Genomic DNA, 19,337 nt, shown 5'->3' on the forward strand with positions numbered 1-19,337 from the left:
CTGAACTGGAAAAAGTCATACAACAGCAAGCTGCAAGAATAGCAGAGATGGAAAAGCGTCTGAACAAGAATAGCAGCAATAGCTCAAAGCCTCCATCAAGTGACGGGTTAGGTAAACCACCACGTACGACATCGCTTCGTGAAAATGGAAAGCATAACAGCGGTGGCCAGAAAGGTCATCAGGGTAAAACGTTAAAACAAATTGAGTCACCAGACATTATCAAGAAACATGCCGTTTTAACGTGCTCAGATTGTCACAGTTCATTAACCTCATCGCCCGTGATTGGGATTATGAAGCGACAGGTTTTTGATATTCCACCACCCAAAATTGAGGTCACGGAACACCAAGCTGAAGTAAAATATTGTGCATGCATAAGGAATCATCCATTTATCTTCTGGCTAATCAACACAATAATGTTTTGTATACAGGTGTTACCAATGATTTAATACTCCGTGTCTATGAACACAAGCATAAACTGGTGGCTGGGTTTACTAAAAAATACAATGTGGACCGCTTAGTTTATTACGAAATCTGCTCAGAAATCATCATTGCTATTGAGTGAGAAAAACAAATCAAGGGATGGTCGAGAAAAAAGAAACATGCACTGATTAACACACTGAACCCACAGTGGAATGACTTGTTTCCATCATTAATTTAAGACAGTGCCAGATGATGGAGATCCTTCGTCGCTTCGCTCCTCTGGATGACGACCTGGGGAGTTACGAGTAAGACATGAAAAAACCTTGATTACGCTACCGCTGCATCAAGGCCTGGCGCTAAATATTGACATAAATAGTAAAATATGGTCAAATATGAATCAGTTTTTATTTGATGCGAAATTTATTTGGTGACGTTCTGATGAGAAAATTAAGTGATAGGACAATATTAAGTGCAAAACAGTTAGGCATTTCATTTCCTACCCAATTACCTTTGTTTCGAGCAGAACCAAATCGTGAACATATGGCTGAATGGGCAAACGCTCAGATTACTCCCATGACAAGACAAATAGCTGAGAAAATAATTGATAATTTTCAATACATATCCTTTGAGCGCTTTATGTATCAGTTACAACAAACGATTAATGATTTTCATCAAAAATCAAATGGAGCACCATACATTTTATTGTTGGGTGAATCAAGACCAGATAAATTGAATAGAGGCTGTAGTGATCAGTGGGTTATTGGTCTTGCCTTAGAACATTGTGGCTTAAGAGAACCTGTAGTGATATTAACTCCAGAGAGCCTAAAAGCATGGTGTGTTGATAATCCTGATATCACTCAAGTACTGATGCTGGATGATGCCTCTTATAGTGGTAACCAAAAAACACATGTATTATACAACCTGAGAGGAAACAACACTCTTTCTTTCTATCTTGGTATCCCTTTTATGAGCCAATACGCAGAACGTGCTTTATCAGAGTGCCATTCTATTTTTAAGGGACTTTTTGTTCTGGATCATCATCGTATGCCGTCTGCTCGGGATATTTTAGATCCTGAAGAGAGAAAATATGCCAAAGCAGCTCACATCAGTTTAGCCCACGCTGATAAAACGATTACCTATTTCGATCACCGATTTGCTGATGAATTTTCTTGCTTTCAACCATTATATAACGGTCGATATATACTGGGTGGAACTCATATTAGGGACATTATGAATTTATTAGGTTATGCAAGTGATGCGGAATTCCCTGGCTATGGTACGAAATTGATTGTCGCCCCTGAGGAATATAATGCTATAGTGGTTGATATTATTATGCCTAATTCCGATGTGGATTTAAGTGGATACTTGATCCCATTAATAGTTTGCCCCTATCATCGGTATCGTGCAAATGACATTGGTTTATTGAGAGATGCACTATCTCAAGGTAAAGTTGGCGCTCGCACACCTTATCCTTTAATCGATCAAACCCTTAGAGAAGTACTATCCACTGAGTGTATTGCTCAAGAAAAACACTCTGTCCCTTTTAAACCCACAAAAATCGCTATAGAAAAACAAATTGAATATGATGAACAACTCGTGACACAGCATGCCATAGAGACTGTACATAGGAAAGCTTCTTTTTTGGGTAAATTGAGTTTGAGTGTCCCGGGAACGCTTTTCTATTATAATACACCTCCCCATCATGTTTCTGTTCCTGTAGACGAGAGTAAATCGTCTTGTAATATACTTTAATAGTATGTTGTTAATTCATTGCTGGAGCGAAATTACTTTACAGTCTTATCGAATAGCATATTCGTCCAGCCTGCTCTTTAAGCGTGTATTGGGGAGAGGGGAATAGTTCCAAATCCCTTGTATTTAGCCAGGATTTAACTGACTTTATGAGCCTTGATTAACATCCCTATCAGGGGATTATCCAAATAATAAACCATGCCCCCTTTGATTCTTTGCTTTTGCGCTATATTCAAGGACGATTGAGGATCGTCAGACGGCGACAGGTATAAATCAGTGTCCAGTGAATAAAAATTGCTTTGTTTTATTCTTATTGTTCCTTGTACTGTCCACCCATTTTGGTTTGATTCGGGTAAGGCTATACTGCTTTGATTGTTTGCAGGTTGTCTCCAGGAATAGTGGCCTATTATTTTATAACCTGGTTTATGGCTTAGAAGGTAATATTCATTTTGTAATCCCGACTGAGAGGAGGGTAATATCGTGTACGCTGTGTTGGATCGTCCTCGGCTTTTTGTCAGAGGAATCGCTTTTTGACTTACTGGAATCAGGGGGGCATTTAAATCCAGTTCTGTACGTGTTGCTGAACCGGTTGGATGAGCGAAGAGGATGATGTCCACTTGATAACTTGATTGGGCTGAAGTGATAGCTGAAAAGAATACAGCAATAAGTATTATTAAAAATCGGAACATAGCTCTATGATTTAATGTTTTTTATTATTATACCCATCTCAGAATAATAGTACATCGTTGGTTTGCAAGATTCTTCTTCACTAACCTTACGCATCCCTCTCTATCGCAGTGCTCCGGTTTGGGATAATCAAATTAGGGGGCTATTATAAATAGCCCTCGTTTTTGATGCGTTTGGCCAGGTTTTATTCAACGACAACATCAGGGAATTTGTCAGCATAGTTTATGGGTTTTTTTGATAGTTCAATGGCACTGTACAGGGCTGTTTTCAAGAAGGCATCAGTTAACTCATCTCTGGGTAGTGCGGCAGTTGGGGTTCCCTCATCGCAGTGCATGCGGATGCGGCCGTCCAGAGGCAGTTGCCCCAGCCATTTACTGTGATTTGCAGCACAGATGGCTTGTGCTCCTCCGGTACCAAATATTGCTTCCTGATGCCCACATTGACTGCAAATATGAGTTGCCATATTTTCGATAACGCCCAGTACATCGATTCCTGTTTTAGCAAACAGAGTTATTGCTTTTTGTGCATCCAAAGTTGCAACATGTTGCGGTGTCGTTACTACTATGGCAGCAGTTAGCGGAATTTTTTGTACCAAGGTGAGTTGAATATCGCCCGTTCCTGGCGGTAAGTCGATGAATAAATAATCCAGTTCATCCCATAAAGTAATATCCAGCATCTGGATCAATGACTTTGCAAGCATGGGGCCACGCCAAATTAACGCTTGATCCATATCGGTAATGTAGCCTATGGACATGGCTTGAATTCCATGTGCCTGAACAGGTAAATAACGGTCGTCACTGATTTGTACTGGCTGCGTTGAACCAAGCATTAAGGGCATACTGGGTCCGTAAATGTCTGCATCGAGAATACCTACCCTAGCGCCTAATCGAGCAAGAGCCGCTGCAAGATTTACTGTGACGGTTGATTTGCCCACTCCGCCTTTGCCAGATGCTACAGCAATTGTGTTTTTAACCCCTCTTAATCCTTTACCCGTCATTTGAGTTTTATGAGCTCTGATGAACTGTGCTATCTGGATGTTTATGGTGTGCTGAGGAAATAGCGCATTTAAAGCGGCTAATGCACTTGCCTTAAACGTTTCATCCAGCATCTGGCAAGGGAAGCCTGCTTTTATATCTATTGTAAGGGTGTCAGCGGTACAATCCAGGCTGTAGTGTAAATTCATTTCTTTACCACTTAGACCAAGAAAGGGATCGTGCAGATTATCCAGTACGTTTATTACGGTATTTTCAACTGTCATAGAGTTAACCCTGATTAATATAAAAACGAGATGATAACGCAGGAGTCACTGAATCACTAGTATCTGTAGGGTGTGCTAATCACATCTTTTAATCATCATCGGAACATTCAAGAGGGTGGTGATTGAGATTTACCACTCTGAATCAAGAACATATTACCGGTTCATATTGCCAATGCAGCCAATGATTATTTACCAGATAATAGACTCCGCAGTAAATGGGGAGAGAATAAAGTCTGGATACATACAAGCCATACTCATTGAGCTGTTTTTGGTGCTGAGCCAGGGTCGTTTCAGTGTCTTTTCCTGTTTTGAAATCAATAATCCAAAGTTTGGATTGATCAATAAACAGTCTATCAACAATTCGGGTTACGAGTCGATTTTCATGCTCCACCATTAATTCACATTCGTTTTGTTCGGCTTCATGTTGCGCAATTATCCATGAACCTGTTTTGTCCGCAAACAATCGCATGAGCTGTTCTTTAATAACGGATAAAGCCGACAGTTGAGCATCTGCATCAAATCCCAGTTTGTTTAATTCATTAAGTGCGATATTCCAGGGAATTTGGTCTGGATTTTTGGGATGATGATCACAAATCCATTGCAGCATGTGATGCGTTACAATACCTGTGAGTCTGGGTATGCCGTTGACTAATTCTGCAGCTGGTGGATTTGTTGGCTGAATCAATTCAACCTTGGACCGCTGATAATAATGTAGAGGTAGTTTGAAGAGTTTGGGTAAAGAATCATCTGATTGTTCCTGATGAGCTTCTTCCTGCTGTTCTGCAAACAGTTGGTTTTTAAGTAAACTACGAAATGAGGATTTTGCGGTTCTTGATGAGCTATCAAACAAATACAATCGTGATTTAGCCCGGGTTACAGCAACGTAAAGCACTCGTTGTGCTTCATAAAGATTTTTTGATTCATCCAACTGACCTAGATAATCGTACAATGCACAATGATCTTGATGTGCAGCTCTTATGGGAGAGACCAGCAAGAGGTCGTTTTGACCTTGGGTTGGCAACCTAAGCCAGCGCAACATGGGTTTATCGGATCCTTTTAGTTGAGCACCCAAGCCGGGAAGAATGACGGTATCAAATTCTAATCCTTTGGATTTATGAATGGTCATGACCTGTAATAGCGAGGGAGTGGTCTGTTGTGAGTACAGCTTTTTGAATTCTGACAAAAATTCATTCATGTCAGGAAGCCTGCCTTGTTGCTCATATCGGTCAATTAAAACCCAGTACTGCTCCAGATCATTTAACTGATGTTGATTTAGTATGGTATCAACAAAAAGGGTATCTAATGTTTTTGCTATCCATTCTGAAAGTTTAAACTGATATCTTTGAGCAAGTGCCTGGTTCATGACCTGAACAAAATATGCCGCACGAGCCATGCCCTCTTCGCTTAAGCCGTGTATTTTATTTAACTGCAATAAAGCACTGTAAATCGATTTTTTACTATTATACTGAGCGATGAGGTGAAGATCAGTGAGCGATAGTCCGCAATAGGGGCTACGGAGTAGGGATAGCCATGCCAGCCTGTCTGCTGGATTTAACAATGCTTGCGTCAAAGACCAAACATCTCGCAAATGAACCAGATTAGCCAGTAAATCAATATCTGTTCCTTGATAAGGTATTTTGTTTTGGCGAAGCAGGTTCATAATATCGGTTAGCTGTGTACGAGAGCGAACTAATATGGCGATACTTTGTTTGGGATTATTTTGTAATTCATCCTGTACAATCGCAATCAATCGAGCGGCTTCCTGTTCTCTATCAGTACATTGCCAGGCTTGAATAAAGCTTGAAGTATCGTTGTTAACTACATGTACTGAGGGATGAAAACTGACCGCTCCTGATTCTATGTCTACATGTTGGGGAAATATTTTGGCAAAATGAGTGTTTACCCAGCGCACTATAGGCTCGTTAGAGCGAAAATTACAGCTTAGTTCTAAAGAGTGCAGCGATACAGGACCAATTCCTTCTTCTTTTGCACGAAAGAATAATCCAACTTCTGCCTGTCTGAATCGATAAATGGATTGCATGGGATCGCCCACCAGAAAAAGAGTTTTACCATCTTCTGGCAGCCAGCCTTGAACGAGGCGGGTAATCAGCTCGAATTGGGATAAGGATGTGTCCTGAAATTCATCAATCAAAAGATGATGAATTGCGTTATCAAGGTATAAAGCCAAATCAGTTGGATTATCGGTTTCACCTAAAGCGGCTATGGCCTGTTGTGAAATAGTGGTGAAATCCACTTCATTATGTTCACTAAACAGCACTTGCAGACATCCTGCAAGTAAAGGCAGCAAAATAAACAGGGCTTGAAGAGCTTCCCATTGGTCAGGATCGTATTTTGGTTTTGGCAAGGTACTGACCTGCAGCAAGGTGTCAAGAAATTCGGGGTATTCTTTTAATTCGGTCAGGAGTGCTGCACTTTCCTGTTTTAATCTTTTGTATTCCTCTGGAGTGTAATGCGGCTTTAAGAACCCGACATTGTGATCAAAACTGTTACGAATAAGCGATTTGCTATCAAGGATGAGCTTGCCTAGTGCAATACAAATATCCTGATTTGAGTGTTCAAAATCATACCAATCTCTTAACACAAAGCGTGGAGATAGAGGGTCGTTTTCCACAGCAGCGACAGTTCGACTCAGTTTGACCAGGCGGTCTGCGAGTATGGCTGGAAGGCTTTGCTTGAAACGGGATAGCTCGTGTTGTTCTATAAGACGTAATGCTTCCTCAAAAGTTGATTTATCCTGCGCTCTTGCTTGAAATAAGGGTGAAAGCCATTGATCTCTTTGTCCTAAAAGGGATTTAAACAATTCGACCAACTTGTCTTGCCGGTTGTCTACATGAATCAATAACGTTTTAATTGCTGGCTGAAACTCTGGCGTTTCTATAGCAAACTGGATGCAATTTCTTGCCGCTTTGAGATAATAGTGTTCGGGAGTATCGGTTATTTGGGCATAGGCAATCTGTTGTTCTAATAAGGGTATTGCCTGATTAATGCTTTGGCATAATGAATCAATGGTGATAATTTTTAAGCGATTGGTTTGTTGCAATAAATCCCAGTGAAACAGAGCGCTGCGTTGCAGTGCTTCATGTGCATATCCCAGGGTCAGCTGTTGATGAGGGCTAGCCGCTGGTGTATTGGATGCCGCTTGTTGCAGAGCCAGAACAATTCGCTCACGCATTTCGGTTGCTGCTTTTCGCGTAAAGGTGAGGGCTATAATTTGTTCCGGGCTGCTTACTTTACCGAGTAGTCTCAAATAACGCTGGGTCAGTATTTCAGTTTTACCTGACCCGGCAGGAGCCTGGACTATAAACGAGGATCGTGGATCGGTAGCCTTGCTCCTCTGGTCACTATCAACAAGCGTCATTATTCTATTCCAATACAATTTCCTGAGCAGGCGGTCTTAAATTGTAATGAGAGCTCATACAACGACCATAAGCTCCTGTATTGGCAATCAATAAAATATCGCCTTCTTTGGTTACAGGTAATAGTCTATCGTACCCGAGCGTATCGCCTGATTCACAAATAGGGCCAACTATGTGAGAGAATCCTGACTTTTCTTCATAGAGACGGGTTAAATTAACAATTTCGTGATAGGCACCATACAAAGAGGGTCTAATCAAAGAGTTCATTCCTGTTTCTATACCAATAAATTTGACTTTGCCTTTTTCTTTGCACTGAGTCACTTTTGCAAGAATGACTCCACTTTCTGCAACAAAAAAGCGGCCAGGTTCTAACCACAGTTGCAAATGAGGATAGCGTGATTTAACTGCTAATAACGATGCGTCTAGTGATGCAAAATCAATAGGATGCTGCCCCGGTTTTTCAACAATACCCAGGCCACCACCTAAATTGATGGAACGAATATCAGTAAAGTGTTCGCTTAAAGAGGCCAGCATTAAAGCCGTTTGTTGCCATAAATCTGGAGTTAAAATTCCGCTTCCTGAATGAGCATGTAATCCTATGACTTTAATGCCGTGTTTTTTTGTCAAGGCAAGAACCTGGTTTAGATCATTTTGGTTGATGCCAAATTTTGATTCGTTACCGCCTGTAGAAACGTGTTTGTGGTGACCCGCTCCAGCGCCTGGATCAATGCGGATTATAACCTCACGATTTTTAAAAAGTTCTGGCCAGGACTCTAAAGGATACACGCTGTCTATAGTGACGTAACAGCCCACAGAAAGAGCGAATTCATATTCTGCTCTCGGAGCAAAATTGGGGGTGAACAATATCCTTTCTTTGTTGATATCAGGGAATAAGTCGAGCACCGATTGCAGCTCTTGAATGGACACACACTCAAAACCAACACCCTCTTTTTCAAGCGTTTTCAGGATGGATGGATAAGGATTTGCTTTGATAGCGTAGAATAATTTGTCAATAGCTTTTAATTCAAGCAGTTGTTTTGCCCGATTAGACTGTGTTGGGCTATGGTATACATAGCACGGGGAGTGCATTGCGCCAGCTGTTAATAAACGGTCACGTTCGGATTCCCACCAAGGGGTAGGGCGTACAGTGGGTTTGCCGAATTCCTCATGCCAGCTTTTTGAGTAATAAAAAATTTGCGGGTTGCTTTCGATCAATAAATGATGCAGTTTTTGACAGAGTTTATCTGCTTGCGACTCGTCAACCACAAAAGTCAGGTTTAAATCATTTGAAGCCAGAGACATCAGGTACACTTGTTTGGCATCAAAAACTTCCAATGCTGGGCCAAGATGGGGTAATACGGTGCGGATGTGATGACCAACCAGGCTTACTGCACTGCACGGCTCGATTAATTTGGCACGTCCGAATTCGTTTAAATCAGATAAAAGGGTATTAATCGCCGGTCTGTCGTACATTTTAGCATTATTATCCAGCGACAAAGTGACGTTAAACTCTGAAGAAGACAACAAATCAACAGAAAAACCATGCTTTTTGAATGCAGCAAAAACATCAGCCAAAAATCCGACTTGTTGCCACATATTCAACGTGTCTATAGAGATCAGCAGGATACTGTGTTTGACCTGGATGGATTTAATCAAGGGCGCTGACTCGTCAATATCTTTGGTTATTAACGTACCTGAATGCTCAGGAAGCTGGGTAAATTTAACTACCATGGGGATATTTGCTCGTCTCACTGGCGGAATGCAATTCGGATGAAGTACTTTTGCCCCCATAGAGGCGATTTCCTGAGCTTCGTCATAATTTAATTGCTTGAGTAATCGTGCATGCGGCAACTGATGTGGATTTGCGGTATAAATGCCAGGAACATCAGTCCATATTTCACACGATGAGGCCTGTAATTTTCCAGCCAAGAGAGCTGCGGATGTATCTGAGCCGCCTCGTCCTAATAAAACCGTTTCTCCCGAAGAGTTTGCAGCAAAGAATCCCTGGGTAATAATTGCTTGTGCGCCACTGTTCAGGAATTTTTCAACCAGATTGGCATCGTATTCACTGTCACAGCGAGCGGAGAGATAATTGACTGATTCGCCGCCATGAACCGGAGTGCTGGTGAGCAAATCTTTTGCGTTATACCACGTGCTGTTTATGCCTTGATTGTTCAAAAAGGCATGGCCAAGACGAGTCATCATCAGTTCGCCAAGGCTTAAAATTTGCGCATGAGTTTTTGCGGGAGCTTGTTTGAGCAGCGCAATTCCAGTTAACCATTGTTCAAGGTGATGTAATTCCTCACTGACCAGATTCGGGCTGACTTCAAGTGCTTCTGCCAATTTAAAGTGACTGCTTTTTATATCTGCGAGAATACTGTGGTGTTCGTCGAGTAAGGCTGCTTCTATAGCTTTTTCCAATTTATTGGATATTTGCGTTAATGCGGAACAGACAATCACGGGCTGAACGCCATCCTTCAAGTGTTTCTTGGTAATTGCTGCAATATTATCCCAGGTGGCTCGTGATGAAACACTTGTTCCACCAAATTTAGTGACTACGTGTTGCATGATTGTATTCCGCACAAAAAAGAAACACATTAGCATGGACTAAATGGGTTATACAAGTGTTTGTAAAAATTTGTCTGAATAGCTTGTCGGGAATAATTATTCATCATGTTTATATAAAAAACACTGTGGCTTTAAATTTTTTACTTATTGAATGTAAATACAAAAATTTTAGTTGAATCGTTTGAATTACATGTAATTTCATTTATTATCTGCCCAGATTTTAAATTTGGAAGCATTTCAAATAAACGAGTGTGGAGTAAACAACATGCACAAACCTCTAAGAACGCTAGTAAGTGCCTCAATACTTGGAGTTCTGGCGACAAACACGGTACAAGCTGGTGCATTTTCTTTGTATAGCGAAGGCAGTGCTGCTGCGATTGGTAACTATGCAGCAGGTATTGCAGCTGAAGGAGCAGACGCATCAATTGGTTGGTATAATCCAGCCGGTCTAGTGCTTATTCGTGAACAACAAGCTGTTTTTGGTGGTGTTGGTGTTTTTCCAACCGTAAAGTTGAGCGGTACTTCTACTTTTAGTACTAACGGTCTACCTGATTACGTTCAGACCTTTGATAATTTAAGTGGTGGTGAAAATGCTCTTGTTCCTTCATTTCATTACGCAAAACCTTTAGGTGAAAACGCAGCCTTTGGTCTGAGTGTGGTTACTCCTTTCGGTTTGGGCACCAATTGGGATACTACATCCCCCGTTCGATATCAAGCAACCGCTACAGAATTAATGACCAGTACTGTTTCTCCTGAAATCAGCGGCAAATTGTCAGAGAATTTTTCAATAGGTGGTGGTATTGATCTGCAATACGCTCGAGTTAAATTCAATCGTATGTTAGGCGCACCTACTTTGTATCAGGACATTCCTATACCTGGGCTTGATCCTTTTGTGGTCGATTCTCAAAGTTACAACAAAGGTCAATCCTTTGGTGTTGGTTTTCATGCAGGCGCTTTGGCGATGTTTAATGACAACCATACGCGAATTGGTTTGAATTATCAGTCCAAGGTAAGACATCATTTTCATGGATACAGTATTCTCGGTGGACGACTCGCTGATCCTGAATTAAGTCTTTTGGATCCCTTAGCTGCCAATATTAATTCTACATTCAAATCTAACGACCTTAACAGCAACGTCATTGATTTTCCTGATATAGTTACCCTAAGTGGTTATCATGATGTGAACCAAACAATAGCTTTATTAGGTTCTGTGGTATTCACGAATTGGGGAACGCTTAAAACACTGGAGTTAAATAATGTTGCAGCCGTAAATACTACGGTTAATCCTGTAAGACACATTAAAGTGAACAGTGTATCTGAACAGAATTACGCAAGTAGTGGTGCATGGCGTGTGGCTGTTGGTGCTAATTATCATGTGAACCCCAACCTGATGTTGCGAGTTGGCGGCGGTTTTGATGCAACACCAACTAATGATGTAGATAGAGATGCTCGCTTGCCTGATACGGATCGCTGGGCTTTATCAATAGGTGCTCATTATCAAGCTCGTCCTAACATAGGTGTAGATGTTGGTTACACTCATTTATTTGCGGCTGATGATGCCCGAGTTAACAGAACAGACAACATAGGCCTTACTTCAACGTATAATGTGAATGCTACTGGTAAAACGGGAGGAGATCTCGTTGGTGCACAGTTAGTTTGGACTATTGATCCTGTCATTCCTCCCGTAACAAAATAAAAAATATTTTTTTCCTGAGCCATGCTTTTGCATGGCTTTTTTTTGCGTGATGAACGACCTTGTTTCTTTGACGAGGTAGATTTTCATGTCATTGCTTCACTTTATTGACCTCAATTTGAGGCAATGCATAAATTTTGTACAGAAATAATTTGTCTGTAAAATTACAAACACAATGATTGATTGTTGTTCTTTTCTGGGCTATAAAATACACATGATGTTTTTATGGAATTAATGATGTACAAACCCCCTAATTTATTTTCATCCGCAACCTCAAGTCAGGCCGCTTCTTCAAGTAGCAAAGCATCAGACGATTTGCATTCTTTTTTAACCCGGTTTCCTAGCCAGGAATTTTGGCGCTTTTTCGTTGAACGAGTTCGTTACGATATTAGACCTGCCGTTTACAGAAATTTATACTACAAATTTACCAGAAGCCATGAAGAAACCTCGCTTGCAGAGATAAAAAATTATTTTAGGGTCAATGAGCTTCGTATTCACCATTTAGACGCTTTTAAGGATCCTGATGTTTTTCGATTTCTTAAAGCCTTTAAAGCGACTGAAAAAAGGACTGAATTAATCAGTGACATTATTGAAAGTGACCGTTACGATCCTGCCTGGATAGATTTTGAGATTAACGAACCAGGTTATTTAAAACAGGTAACTAAGGGATTTTGTTTTGTTCTTGACCATCTAAAAGCACGAACTCCCTTAGACAACGATTTTATTAAGAAACTTCATGAAATATGTACAAGTGGAGTTGCGAACCTGTTACCACTCACACCAGGAGCCTTTTGTGACCACTCTGTGATGTGGCGAATGACTCATGACATGGATTCGTTAGCCGGACTGGTTGAATCTTTAAGATACCTGACTGCACTTGAAAAAAATTATGGTTTTTCTGGTATAAAATTGGTTTTGTGTTATCCAAGGGACTATCAAGGGGAGTTCTACACCGGTTTCTCTGATATTCTGGAAAACGCCAAACAATGCTTGAGGCTAATAGAAAATGGTGTAATGATATATTTTAAAAAATATTCGTCACCCGAAAAACCTGGTATTTTGGATATTTTTACTGAAAATCTTATTTTCGAGTTTAATGATGGTATTGAAAAGGCTAAAACTGAAACAGAGAAGCTTTGGTGTATATTTGCATTTATTAAGTTTTCAGTTTTACATCACCCTTTTGCTGACGGAGTGGGACGAACGTATTCTATGATTCTTCTACAGTATCTTCTCATGAGAGAAAATTTGTCGCCTTTTCTTATCTTCAATTCAAATATTATTCCTGGATACTCTGTAAACCAATTAATATCGATTTATTTTGAGGGCCGGAACGAAATGCGAAAGATCCTGGATGCCCCATCCTTTATCAGCAGTTCAGAATTTTACGATCCCAATGTTGCAACACATGATGTCCTTGAAAAAGCACCGGAAGAACTGCAACAGATGTTCCTTGAGTGTCAACAGATTTGGGAGGGAAAGGTTGCGGAATGCTTGGAACAGCCTGACGTTGGTTCCTCATTAAGCGTCAGTTCGATATAGATGTAGTTTTACTTCATAGAATATAAAAACGCCTCAACCATTGGTATGATGAGGCGTTATATTGAAAGAATCAATGAATAAGGTCTAATTTCTGGTAATGGTCGCTTCACCTGGTCCATTAACTGTCAAAGTAAATCCTTTAGCTGAAAGTACTTTAGGCGAAATATCACCAGAGTCCAATTCCATGGACACATAGCCTAGCTCAATTGGAGCAGATGTGTTTGTTGCCATTTTAATAAGAGCAGAGCATCGGCCGTTTGTCGTGTGCCCGTAACAAGCCATTTTTACCATATTCCAATAAACCTGACGAGTAGAATTCGCAGGAGTCGGGTAAGGCGATGGAATGGTGCCAGCAATAAAAGCATTGGACTCAACATTGGTATTGTTGTGCGTTATCAAATAAGTTGGAACTGCAAAAGCGGTTGCGGCACTCAGACTTAAAGCAATTGCCGATATACTTTTAAGCATCAAATTCATTCATGTCTCCGTTGTAAATTTTAAGTGATGGGTACAAACTAATCCCACTAACTATAGGGGATTGTCTACTTTGAGGCAAGTCTTTAGGATTTAAAACAAACTTATTGTTCATAAGTTGACATATATGTATTTTTTAAAAACCATATTGTTTGTGAGTAACTCCCCACGTCATCCAGAGCGCAGCGAGGGATCTCCCTGGAGTGGCACACTCTCTAACATAACGAGCTATATAAATCGTCCCACTCAGGATTTAATGAACTAATCAGATCCTAAGTGTTTTTTATGCTTAGGATGATACTTGGGAGCTTCCTTTATTTTAATATGTGCGCAATGTCTTTGGCAAAATAAGAAATAATGAAGTTGGCTCCTGCTCTTTTGATTGCGGTCAGGCTTTCAATGATTGCCTGTTCTTCGTTAATAAGATTGTTTTTCGCAGCTGATTTAATCATAGAATATTCACCACTAACCTGATAGGCGCAAAGAGGTACTTCTTTGTAGCGCTGCTTAAGTTTATAGATAATATCCAGATAGAATCCTGCAGGTTTGACCATAATCATATCAGCACCTTCATCAAGATCCAGGGCTGTTTCTCTCAGTGCCTCATCACTATTGGCTGGATTCATCTGGTAGGCTTTTCGGTCGCCAAACTGTGGTGCCCCTTGTGCGGCTTCTCTAAATGGGCCGTAAAGGCATGAGCAATATTTGGCACTGTAGCTGAGAATAGGAATGTGATGATAACCTGCTGCATCCAGTGCCATTCTAATCGCACCTACCATTCCATCGGTCATTCCGCTGGGTGCAACCCAATCTGCACCTGCCTCTGCATGGCTTACTGCCTGTTTCCCCAGGAGGTGCAAAGTATTGGCATGATCTATTTTTTGATTTTTTAAAACACCGCAATGACCGTGATCAGTGTATTCGCAAAAACACAGATCGGTAATGATTAAGATATCCGAATTAACCGAGCGGATTTTCTTTATCGCTTGTTGAATGATTCCCGTTTTACTGAATGATGCGCTGCCACAGGCATCTTTGATTTTAGGAATACCAAACAGTAATACTGCGGGGATACCTAAAGCACTTATTTGTTCTATCTCTTGGAGTAAGGAGTCAAGACTTAGTTGATATTGCCCAGGCATGGCTGCAATTGCTTTGGGTTCATCCAATTCTTCGCTGATAAACAAAGGGGCAATAAACTGCTGCGGATGCAGGCGAGTTTCCTGGACAAGGGCACGTGACATGGCGCTGCTGCGAAGGCGCGATAATCGCAAGGGTATAATGTAATCGTTCATAAAAAAATCCTTACTAAAATATCGGTTATTTAAAGAAGGGGAGGTTGAACAGAATTCAATTCCTCCGCCTGAAGTATTTAATCTTTACTTGAGGTATAGAAAAAATCGATACCATTTCCTTCATCGCTGCTGCTGACCTGGATGCTCAAAAACTGATTGAGTAAATACTTAAGAGTGAGCACGTTAGGATCTGCTTGTGATAGACCCACGTTATAACTCAAATACATACGTTTGGATAGCGATTTGCCTACTACCAGAGCGGTGTTATCACTCACCTGATTGGTAACCAAATTAAAATTGCTATTTGTTTGGACATCAAAATCAAAACCCAGATTTTGTTTTAACTGATCAAGGAGCTGAGCCCCATTAGTTCCTGTTCCCAAATTCATAGAGGATATTGCCGCTAACAAGAGCTGGGCTCCCGCTTTGTTGGCTTGACTGGCTGGACGACCTAAAACCAGCATGGATAATATATCTGCTTGTGATAAAACGGAAGGATTGGAAAACAGTTGTATTTTCGGTGAGGTCAAGCGTCCAGTGACTTCAACTCCCACACTAATGTTGCCCCTCAGGTTCGCATTTTGTAAATTATTATTATTAAAATCGAAGAGTTGATTGGAGCTGGTCATAGAGGCTGAGCTGGTATCAATTTTTTTTGCAGCTCTAAGGTTAATACCTGGATTATCCAGACGCCCACCAGTAAAAATCAACTCTCCTTGTTCAATGGCTAAATCCTGGCCGTAGGCTTTGTATTTACCTTTCACTACGTTCAATTCTCCATTTGCTGTCACAGGTCCTTTGGGTAACTGTTTTAAATGAACAGCGCCTGCTAAAGTTGCATCAAGTCCTTTAAACGATAACGCAACCTGTTCGCCCATTTCGATTTTTATATCCAAATCAGTATTCCATGGGGTGGGCGGAGGCGTTTTATTATGAGTTTGAAACACTACATCCTCAGAAACTGTCAGACTATTGGAAAAGGATTGAGGTTTTATTTGTGCGTAAGGTACAACAACAGTTCCTGACATGCTTAAATGAGTTGGGAGCAAGGACAGTTTAAGTTTTGGCGAGATGTTGACTTGATATTCTTTAGTATTGACTAAAGGAAAGTCAGAACCTTGTAAAGTTAGTTCGCCTTGTGGATTGGCACTAAGAATTCCTTGCCCTTTAATGGATATTTTTTTGTTGACAGCGTTTAGTGTTCCTCTTGCCTCCCATGTGTTCTTTTTGGCACTAACAGTCATGTCTATAGGGTCAAGATTCAGTCCTAGTTTAGGGACTGAAATACTGGCTTTTACAAGTTTTAAACTGCTTGCGAACAGCAGTTTATTAAAAGTTCCTTTTGCGGTGAGCGAAGCACTTAAGTGGCCTCTGGCATGGCTTATATCGGGACTTAATGATTTAATAAAATCAAAAGAGTTAACCAACAAGGTCAAATCAGCGGTCAGGGGCTGTTTTGGTGAAAGCCCCTTATTCAAATCAAAACCGGGTAGATTAAAGTTGATATTCATTTGCGTCGTGGCATCAATTTTTAATGCCCCTTTTCCAGACAAGCCTTTGGAGGTGAGTGAGGCATTTACTTTACCACCGGAAAACTTGAGGATGGGTAAAGAACTGTCTTTAGCCGTTTGATAATAACCCGGTGGCACAGTCAGGGTCATAAATCCGTTATTCAGGTCACGAAGTTTGCCTTTGATATTGAGGATTGTATGCATGCCTTCCCAGGCTGTATCAAGCGATTGTGTCGGTGCTACCGTTGCGTTTAATTGCCAATTAAAAGGCAGTATCGTTTGAATAGTCGCATTAATATGCCAATCTTTATGATCATTTTGGTTTAGTTTGGTTTGAATCTCAATGTCCAGTTTGGGAAGAGTCCCTGATATTTTTATTCTTCCTTCAGGACTTTGTAATGGATTTTGCCCTAAAATAGGCCATGACATACTACGCCATTTGATGACTTGGTTTATTTCAGTTAACTGTTTCAAGCTTCCTTCGATAGAAACTTCCCCTGGGCCTTTAATAGTTCCAGTCCAGTGTAACTGGTTGTCTTTTCCTCCAAAATTAATCTTTCCTTGCAGATGTGACTTATTGGCATTTTGAGGATTTAAAGACAGCGTTCCTGATAGCGCATGCGGTATTTGCAAATCAACATCAGTATGACCTTCAATGCGATGATTTAAAAAATTAAAACGCAGGGAGTCTATGCTTAAATGGTGCCGAGTAAGTAAACCGGATGCTGTAACTGTGTTTAAGGTTGCTTGTTCATTAAGCTCTAAAGACTTGGCTTTTAACTTCTTAATATGTAATTGAGGCTGCATCCAAGAGTTTAGATGCCATGAAACCTGCAACTGGTTTATTTTGATATGCGTTGCGTCGTGTTGATATTCCAGCGTATCGACAGACCAGCCATCCAATAGGCTCCCCTTTATATGATGCGCCTTGAGCGTTCCTGGTAAATAAAATGAGCCTAGCTTGAGCAAGGTATACAAACCTGGGGTAGTTGTCAGGAAAAAAGAAAATAAAGTAATGAGGATAATAAGAATAAAGAGATTGAAATAAACTAATTTCTTCAGCAACTTTATCATAGGTCTGGCCCCATATTGATGACTAAACGAGGATTGGTGCCCACTCTTTGTAAATTATTATCAACGGATTGTGCTAGTCCAACTTTGATTGGACCAATGGGCGAAACCCACATTAAGCCTACTCCCAGATCATGCAATATGGTTTTGGGTTTGGGATTATACACGTCTCCAGTGTCATAGAATCCCAAAAGATACCAGTTTTTAAAGGTTTCTTTTTGCAGTTCAAAGCCGCCATAAGTCATTATTTTACCTGGGCCTATAGAGTTAAAGCTAAACGCTTTTAAATTGTCAGTTCCACCCAATAGCATTGCCAGAGATAAAGGCAATTGATTGATGTCGCTGGTTGCTGTGATACCTTGTATTGCATGTCCGTAAAGCCGAAGTCGTAGGGGCTCTATCATCAGGGCTGCCTTGGCATCAACGGTTAATTGACCAAAATCAAGGTTAGAGGCGGTGAATTTATTAGCGCCAAGGGCATTAAAGGTAATGTTATACCCTGAAGGAGAAAACAGCAGATTTTTTGTTTTAGTGAAGGTGAATGTCCCTTTAGGATACAAAAGAAACTGATTTGTATTGGGTTGATACGCATAGTGAAAGGTTTCATAAAGACCATTTAACGACAGTGTGCGCTGGAAATTATCTCCATTATGCAGTTGACCTAGCGATAACAAGACGGCATTACTGTATCCTGTGTTGTAATTCAGATTTGAAAAATTACCCGTTAGACTGTACTGATCGGCTACTGGGTTTGATCCCGGAACGACATATTGAGCTTGCAAGGCATTTTGTGTAAAGGAACCTTGAGCCAAGGCATTAAATTTGTGGCCTTTTTTGTTGACCGGGATCACATGCAGCCCAGCTCTTCCACGAATACCCGTATCTGTTCCATAACCCGCACCTAGTGAATAAGAGTATTTGGGTACCGGTTGTAAATGAACCTGAACAGGTACTGTCTGACTCACATTTATCTGCGGTTTAACCAAAACAGAATTAAAATAACCGCTATTGGAAAGATTGTCGTTTAATTTGAGGATAAGATCTGTCGAATAGGCTTGTCCAGGGTGAAATGGAACAAAACGATGCAGTAATTCGGGGCTGATGTTGGTTGGATCAAATTGCACCTGGCCGAAGTAATATAGAGGCCCGGTATCGAATATAAGTGTGATGCGGGCAGTGTTCATTTGTTCATTAATCAGAACTTCTGATTTTTGAAAAGATGCATGCAGATAACCAAGATTTTCTGCGGTATTCAACAGCTTTTGTTTTGCATGCTCATAGCGTTTGTTGAAAAAAGGATCACCTGTTTTAATGCGTAGCTTCTTTAATGCTTTAAGTAACGAAGGATTTTGGCGTCCCTCGCCAAGAAGTTCGGTGTGAATTGAGGCTATATGAACCTGAGGTCCGGGTACAATCGTTATTCTGACGGATTGATTCGTTATTAAAGACAAATTAACTTGTGCTTTAAAATATCCATAAGGCTGAAGCGCTTTAATGATTTGTGTGCGCAATTCATCAGGATGCAATTCGCTTATGGAGCGAGTATCCTGCAGTTCTTTTAACCGCAGCTCTACATTGGCAAGTGCTTTACCAGTAACGCCAGTTATCTTCAATTCCGGCATTTTGGTATTCTCAGCTCGTACCGTAAAAGCGATCAAAACAAGAATGATACACGTTATTTTTTTCATAGAG

13 protein-coding genes are annotated in these 19,337 nt (G+C 40.7%); 5 read left to right on the top strand and 8 right to left on the bottom strand.

The window, feature by feature from the left end:
* The 3 genes from Lwor_RS04515 to Lwor_RS04520 all read left to right on the top strand — a co-directional run.
* Positions 1-446, top strand: a 446-nt coding sequence (locus tag Lwor_RS04515; RefSeq protein ID WP_193786612.1) for a DUF6444 domain-containing protein, incomplete at its 5' end; no start/stop codon positions are given.
* On the top strand, positions 368-562 hold the full coding sequence (locus Lwor_RS13430; RefSeq protein ID WP_415582899.1) for a GIY-YIG nuclease family protein: 195 nt from the start codon (positions 368-370) through the stop codon (positions 560-562). The genes Lwor_RS04515 and Lwor_RS13430, both read left to right, overlap by 79 nt.
* A 296-nt stretch (positions 563-858) precedes the next feature.
* The gene (locus tag Lwor_RS04520; RefSeq protein WP_147279877.1) at positions 859-2,172 is read left to right on the top strand and encodes a hypothetical protein; all 1,314 of its coding nucleotides are present in this window, start codon (positions 859-861) and stop codon (positions 2,170-2,172) included.
* A 134-nt stretch (positions 2,173-2,306) separates the two neighbouring features.
* Here the strand turns inward: Lwor_RS04520 and Lwor_RS04525 are convergent, their stop codons facing one another.
* The 4 genes from Lwor_RS04525 to Lwor_RS04540 all read right to left on the bottom strand — a co-directional run bounded on the left by Lwor_RS04525 (position 2,307) and on the right by Lwor_RS04540 (position 10,059).
* A complete protein-coding gene (locus Lwor_RS04525; protein ID WP_058492720.1) occupies positions 2,307-2,858 on the bottom strand; it encodes a CsiV family protein in 552 nt (183 codons plus the stop codon).
* 182 nt (positions 2,859-3,040) lie between these two features.
* Positions 3,041-4,114, bottom strand: coding sequence for an iron-sulfur cluster carrier protein ApbC (gene apbC / locus Lwor_RS04530; protein ID WP_058492721.1), 1,074 nt, complete (start codon positions 4,112-4,114; stop codon positions 3,041-3,043).
* A gap of 142 nt (positions 4,115-4,256) precedes the next feature.
* Complete coding sequence (locus Lwor_RS04535; RefSeq protein WP_058492722.1) at positions 4,257-7,493, bottom strand: UvrD-helicase domain-containing protein; 3,237 nt, start codon at positions 7,491-7,493, stop codon at positions 4,257-4,259.
* Between the two features lie 4 nt (positions 7,494-7,497).
* Positions 7,498-10,059: a bifunctional aspartate kinase/diaminopimelate decarboxylase gene (locus Lwor_RS04540; RefSeq protein WP_058492723.1), complete on the bottom strand. Its 2,562-nt coding sequence runs from the start codon at positions 10,057-10,059 to the stop codon at positions 7,498-7,500.
* Positions 10,060-10,324: 265 nt separating this feature from the next.
* Between Lwor_RS04540 and Lwor_RS04545 the strand changes: the two genes are divergently transcribed.
* Together Lwor_RS04545 and Lwor_RS04550 are read left to right on the top strand one after the other, a co-directional pair.
* Positions 10,325-11,755, top strand: coding sequence for an OmpP1/FadL family transporter (locus Lwor_RS04545; RefSeq protein ID WP_058492724.1), 1,431 nt, complete (start codon positions 10,325-10,327; stop codon positions 11,753-11,755).
* A 222-nt stretch (positions 11,756-11,977) separates the two neighbouring features.
* Positions 11,978-13,294, top strand: a complete 1,317-nt coding sequence (locus Lwor_RS04550) for a hypothetical protein (RefSeq protein WP_058492725.1) — start codon at positions 11,978-11,980, stop codon at positions 13,292-13,294.
* 84 nt (positions 13,295-13,378) lie between these two features.
* Here the strand turns inward: Lwor_RS04550 and Lwor_RS04555 are convergent, their stop codons facing one another.
* From Lwor_RS04555 to Lwor_RS04570, 4 genes are all read right to left on the bottom strand, one after another.
* Positions 13,379-13,771: a hypothetical protein gene (locus tag Lwor_RS04555; RefSeq protein WP_058492726.1), complete on the bottom strand. Its 393-nt coding sequence runs from the start codon at positions 13,769-13,771 to the stop codon at positions 13,379-13,381.
* A gap of 311 nt (positions 13,772-14,082) precedes the next feature.
* Positions 14,083-15,063 (bottom strand): porphobilinogen synthase, encoded by a 981-nt coding sequence (gene hemB, locus Lwor_RS04560; protein ID WP_058492727.1) that lies wholly within the window; start codon positions 15,061-15,063, stop codon positions 14,083-14,085.
* A gap of 77 nt (positions 15,064-15,140) precedes the next feature.
* Positions 15,141-17,648, bottom strand: coding sequence for a translocation/assembly module TamB domain-containing protein (locus Lwor_RS04565; protein WP_058492728.1), 2,508 nt, complete (start codon positions 17,646-17,648; stop codon positions 15,141-15,143).
* A complete protein-coding gene (locus Lwor_RS04570) occupies positions 17,645-19,333 on the bottom strand; it encodes an autotransporter assembly complex protein TamA (protein WP_058492729.1) in 1,689 nt (562 codons plus the stop codon). The genes Lwor_RS04565 and Lwor_RS04570 overlap by 4 nt, the downstream gene beginning before the upstream one ends.
* Between the last annotated feature and the right edge of the window lie 4 nt (positions 19,334-19,337).

It is taken from the genome of Legionella worsleiensis (assembly GCF_001467535.1).
Lineage (GTDB): Bacteria > Pseudomonadota > Gammaproteobacteria > Legionellales > Legionellaceae > Legionella > Legionella worsleiensis.

What these genes read in the sequence shown, in the direction of transcription:
- Lwor_RS13430 (WP_415582899.1), top strand. Translation starts at nt 368, where the DNA reads ATGCATAAGGAATCATCCATTTATCTTCTGGCTAATCAACACAATAAT.
- Lwor_RS04520 (WP_147279877.1), top strand. Translation starts at nt 859, where the DNA reads ATGAGAAAATTAAGTGATAGGACAATATTAAGTGCAAAACAGTTAGGC.
- Lwor_RS04525 (WP_058492720.1), bottom strand. Translation starts at nt 2,858, where the DNA reads ATGTTCCGATTTTTAATAATACTTATTGCTGTATTCTTTTCAGCTATC.
- apbC (WP_058492721.1), bottom strand. Translation starts at nt 4,114, where the DNA reads ATGACAGTTGAAAATACCGTAATAAACGTACTGGATAATCTGCACGAT.
- Lwor_RS04535 (WP_058492722.1), bottom strand. Translation starts at nt 7,493, where the DNA reads ATGACGCTTGTTGATAGTGACCAGAGGAGCAAGGCTACCGATCCACGA.
- Lwor_RS04540 (WP_058492723.1), bottom strand. Translation starts at nt 10,059, where the DNA reads ATGCAACACGTAGTCACTAAATTTGGTGGAACAAGTGTTTCATCACGA.
- Lwor_RS04545 (WP_058492724.1), top strand. Translation starts at nt 10,325, where the DNA reads ATGCACAAACCTCTAAGAACGCTAGTAAGTGCCTCAATACTTGGAGTT.
- Lwor_RS04550 (WP_058492725.1), top strand. Translation starts at nt 11,978, where the DNA reads ATGGAATTAATGATGTACAAACCCCCTAATTTATTTTCATCCGCAACC.
- Lwor_RS04555 (WP_058492726.1), bottom strand. Translation starts at nt 13,771, where the DNA reads ATGAATTTGATGCTTAAAAGTATATCGGCAATTGCTTTAAGTCTGAGT.
- hemB (WP_058492727.1), bottom strand. Translation starts at nt 15,063, where the DNA reads ATGAACGATTACATTATACCCTTGCGATTATCGCGCCTTCGCAGCAGC.
- Lwor_RS04565 (WP_058492728.1), bottom strand. Translation starts at nt 17,648, where the DNA reads ATGATAAAGTTGCTGAAGAAATTAGTTTATTTCAATCTCTTTATTCTT.
- Lwor_RS04570 (WP_058492729.1), bottom strand. Translation starts at nt 19,333, where the DNA reads ATGAAAAAAATAACGTGTATCATTCTTGTTTTGATCGCTTTTACGGTA.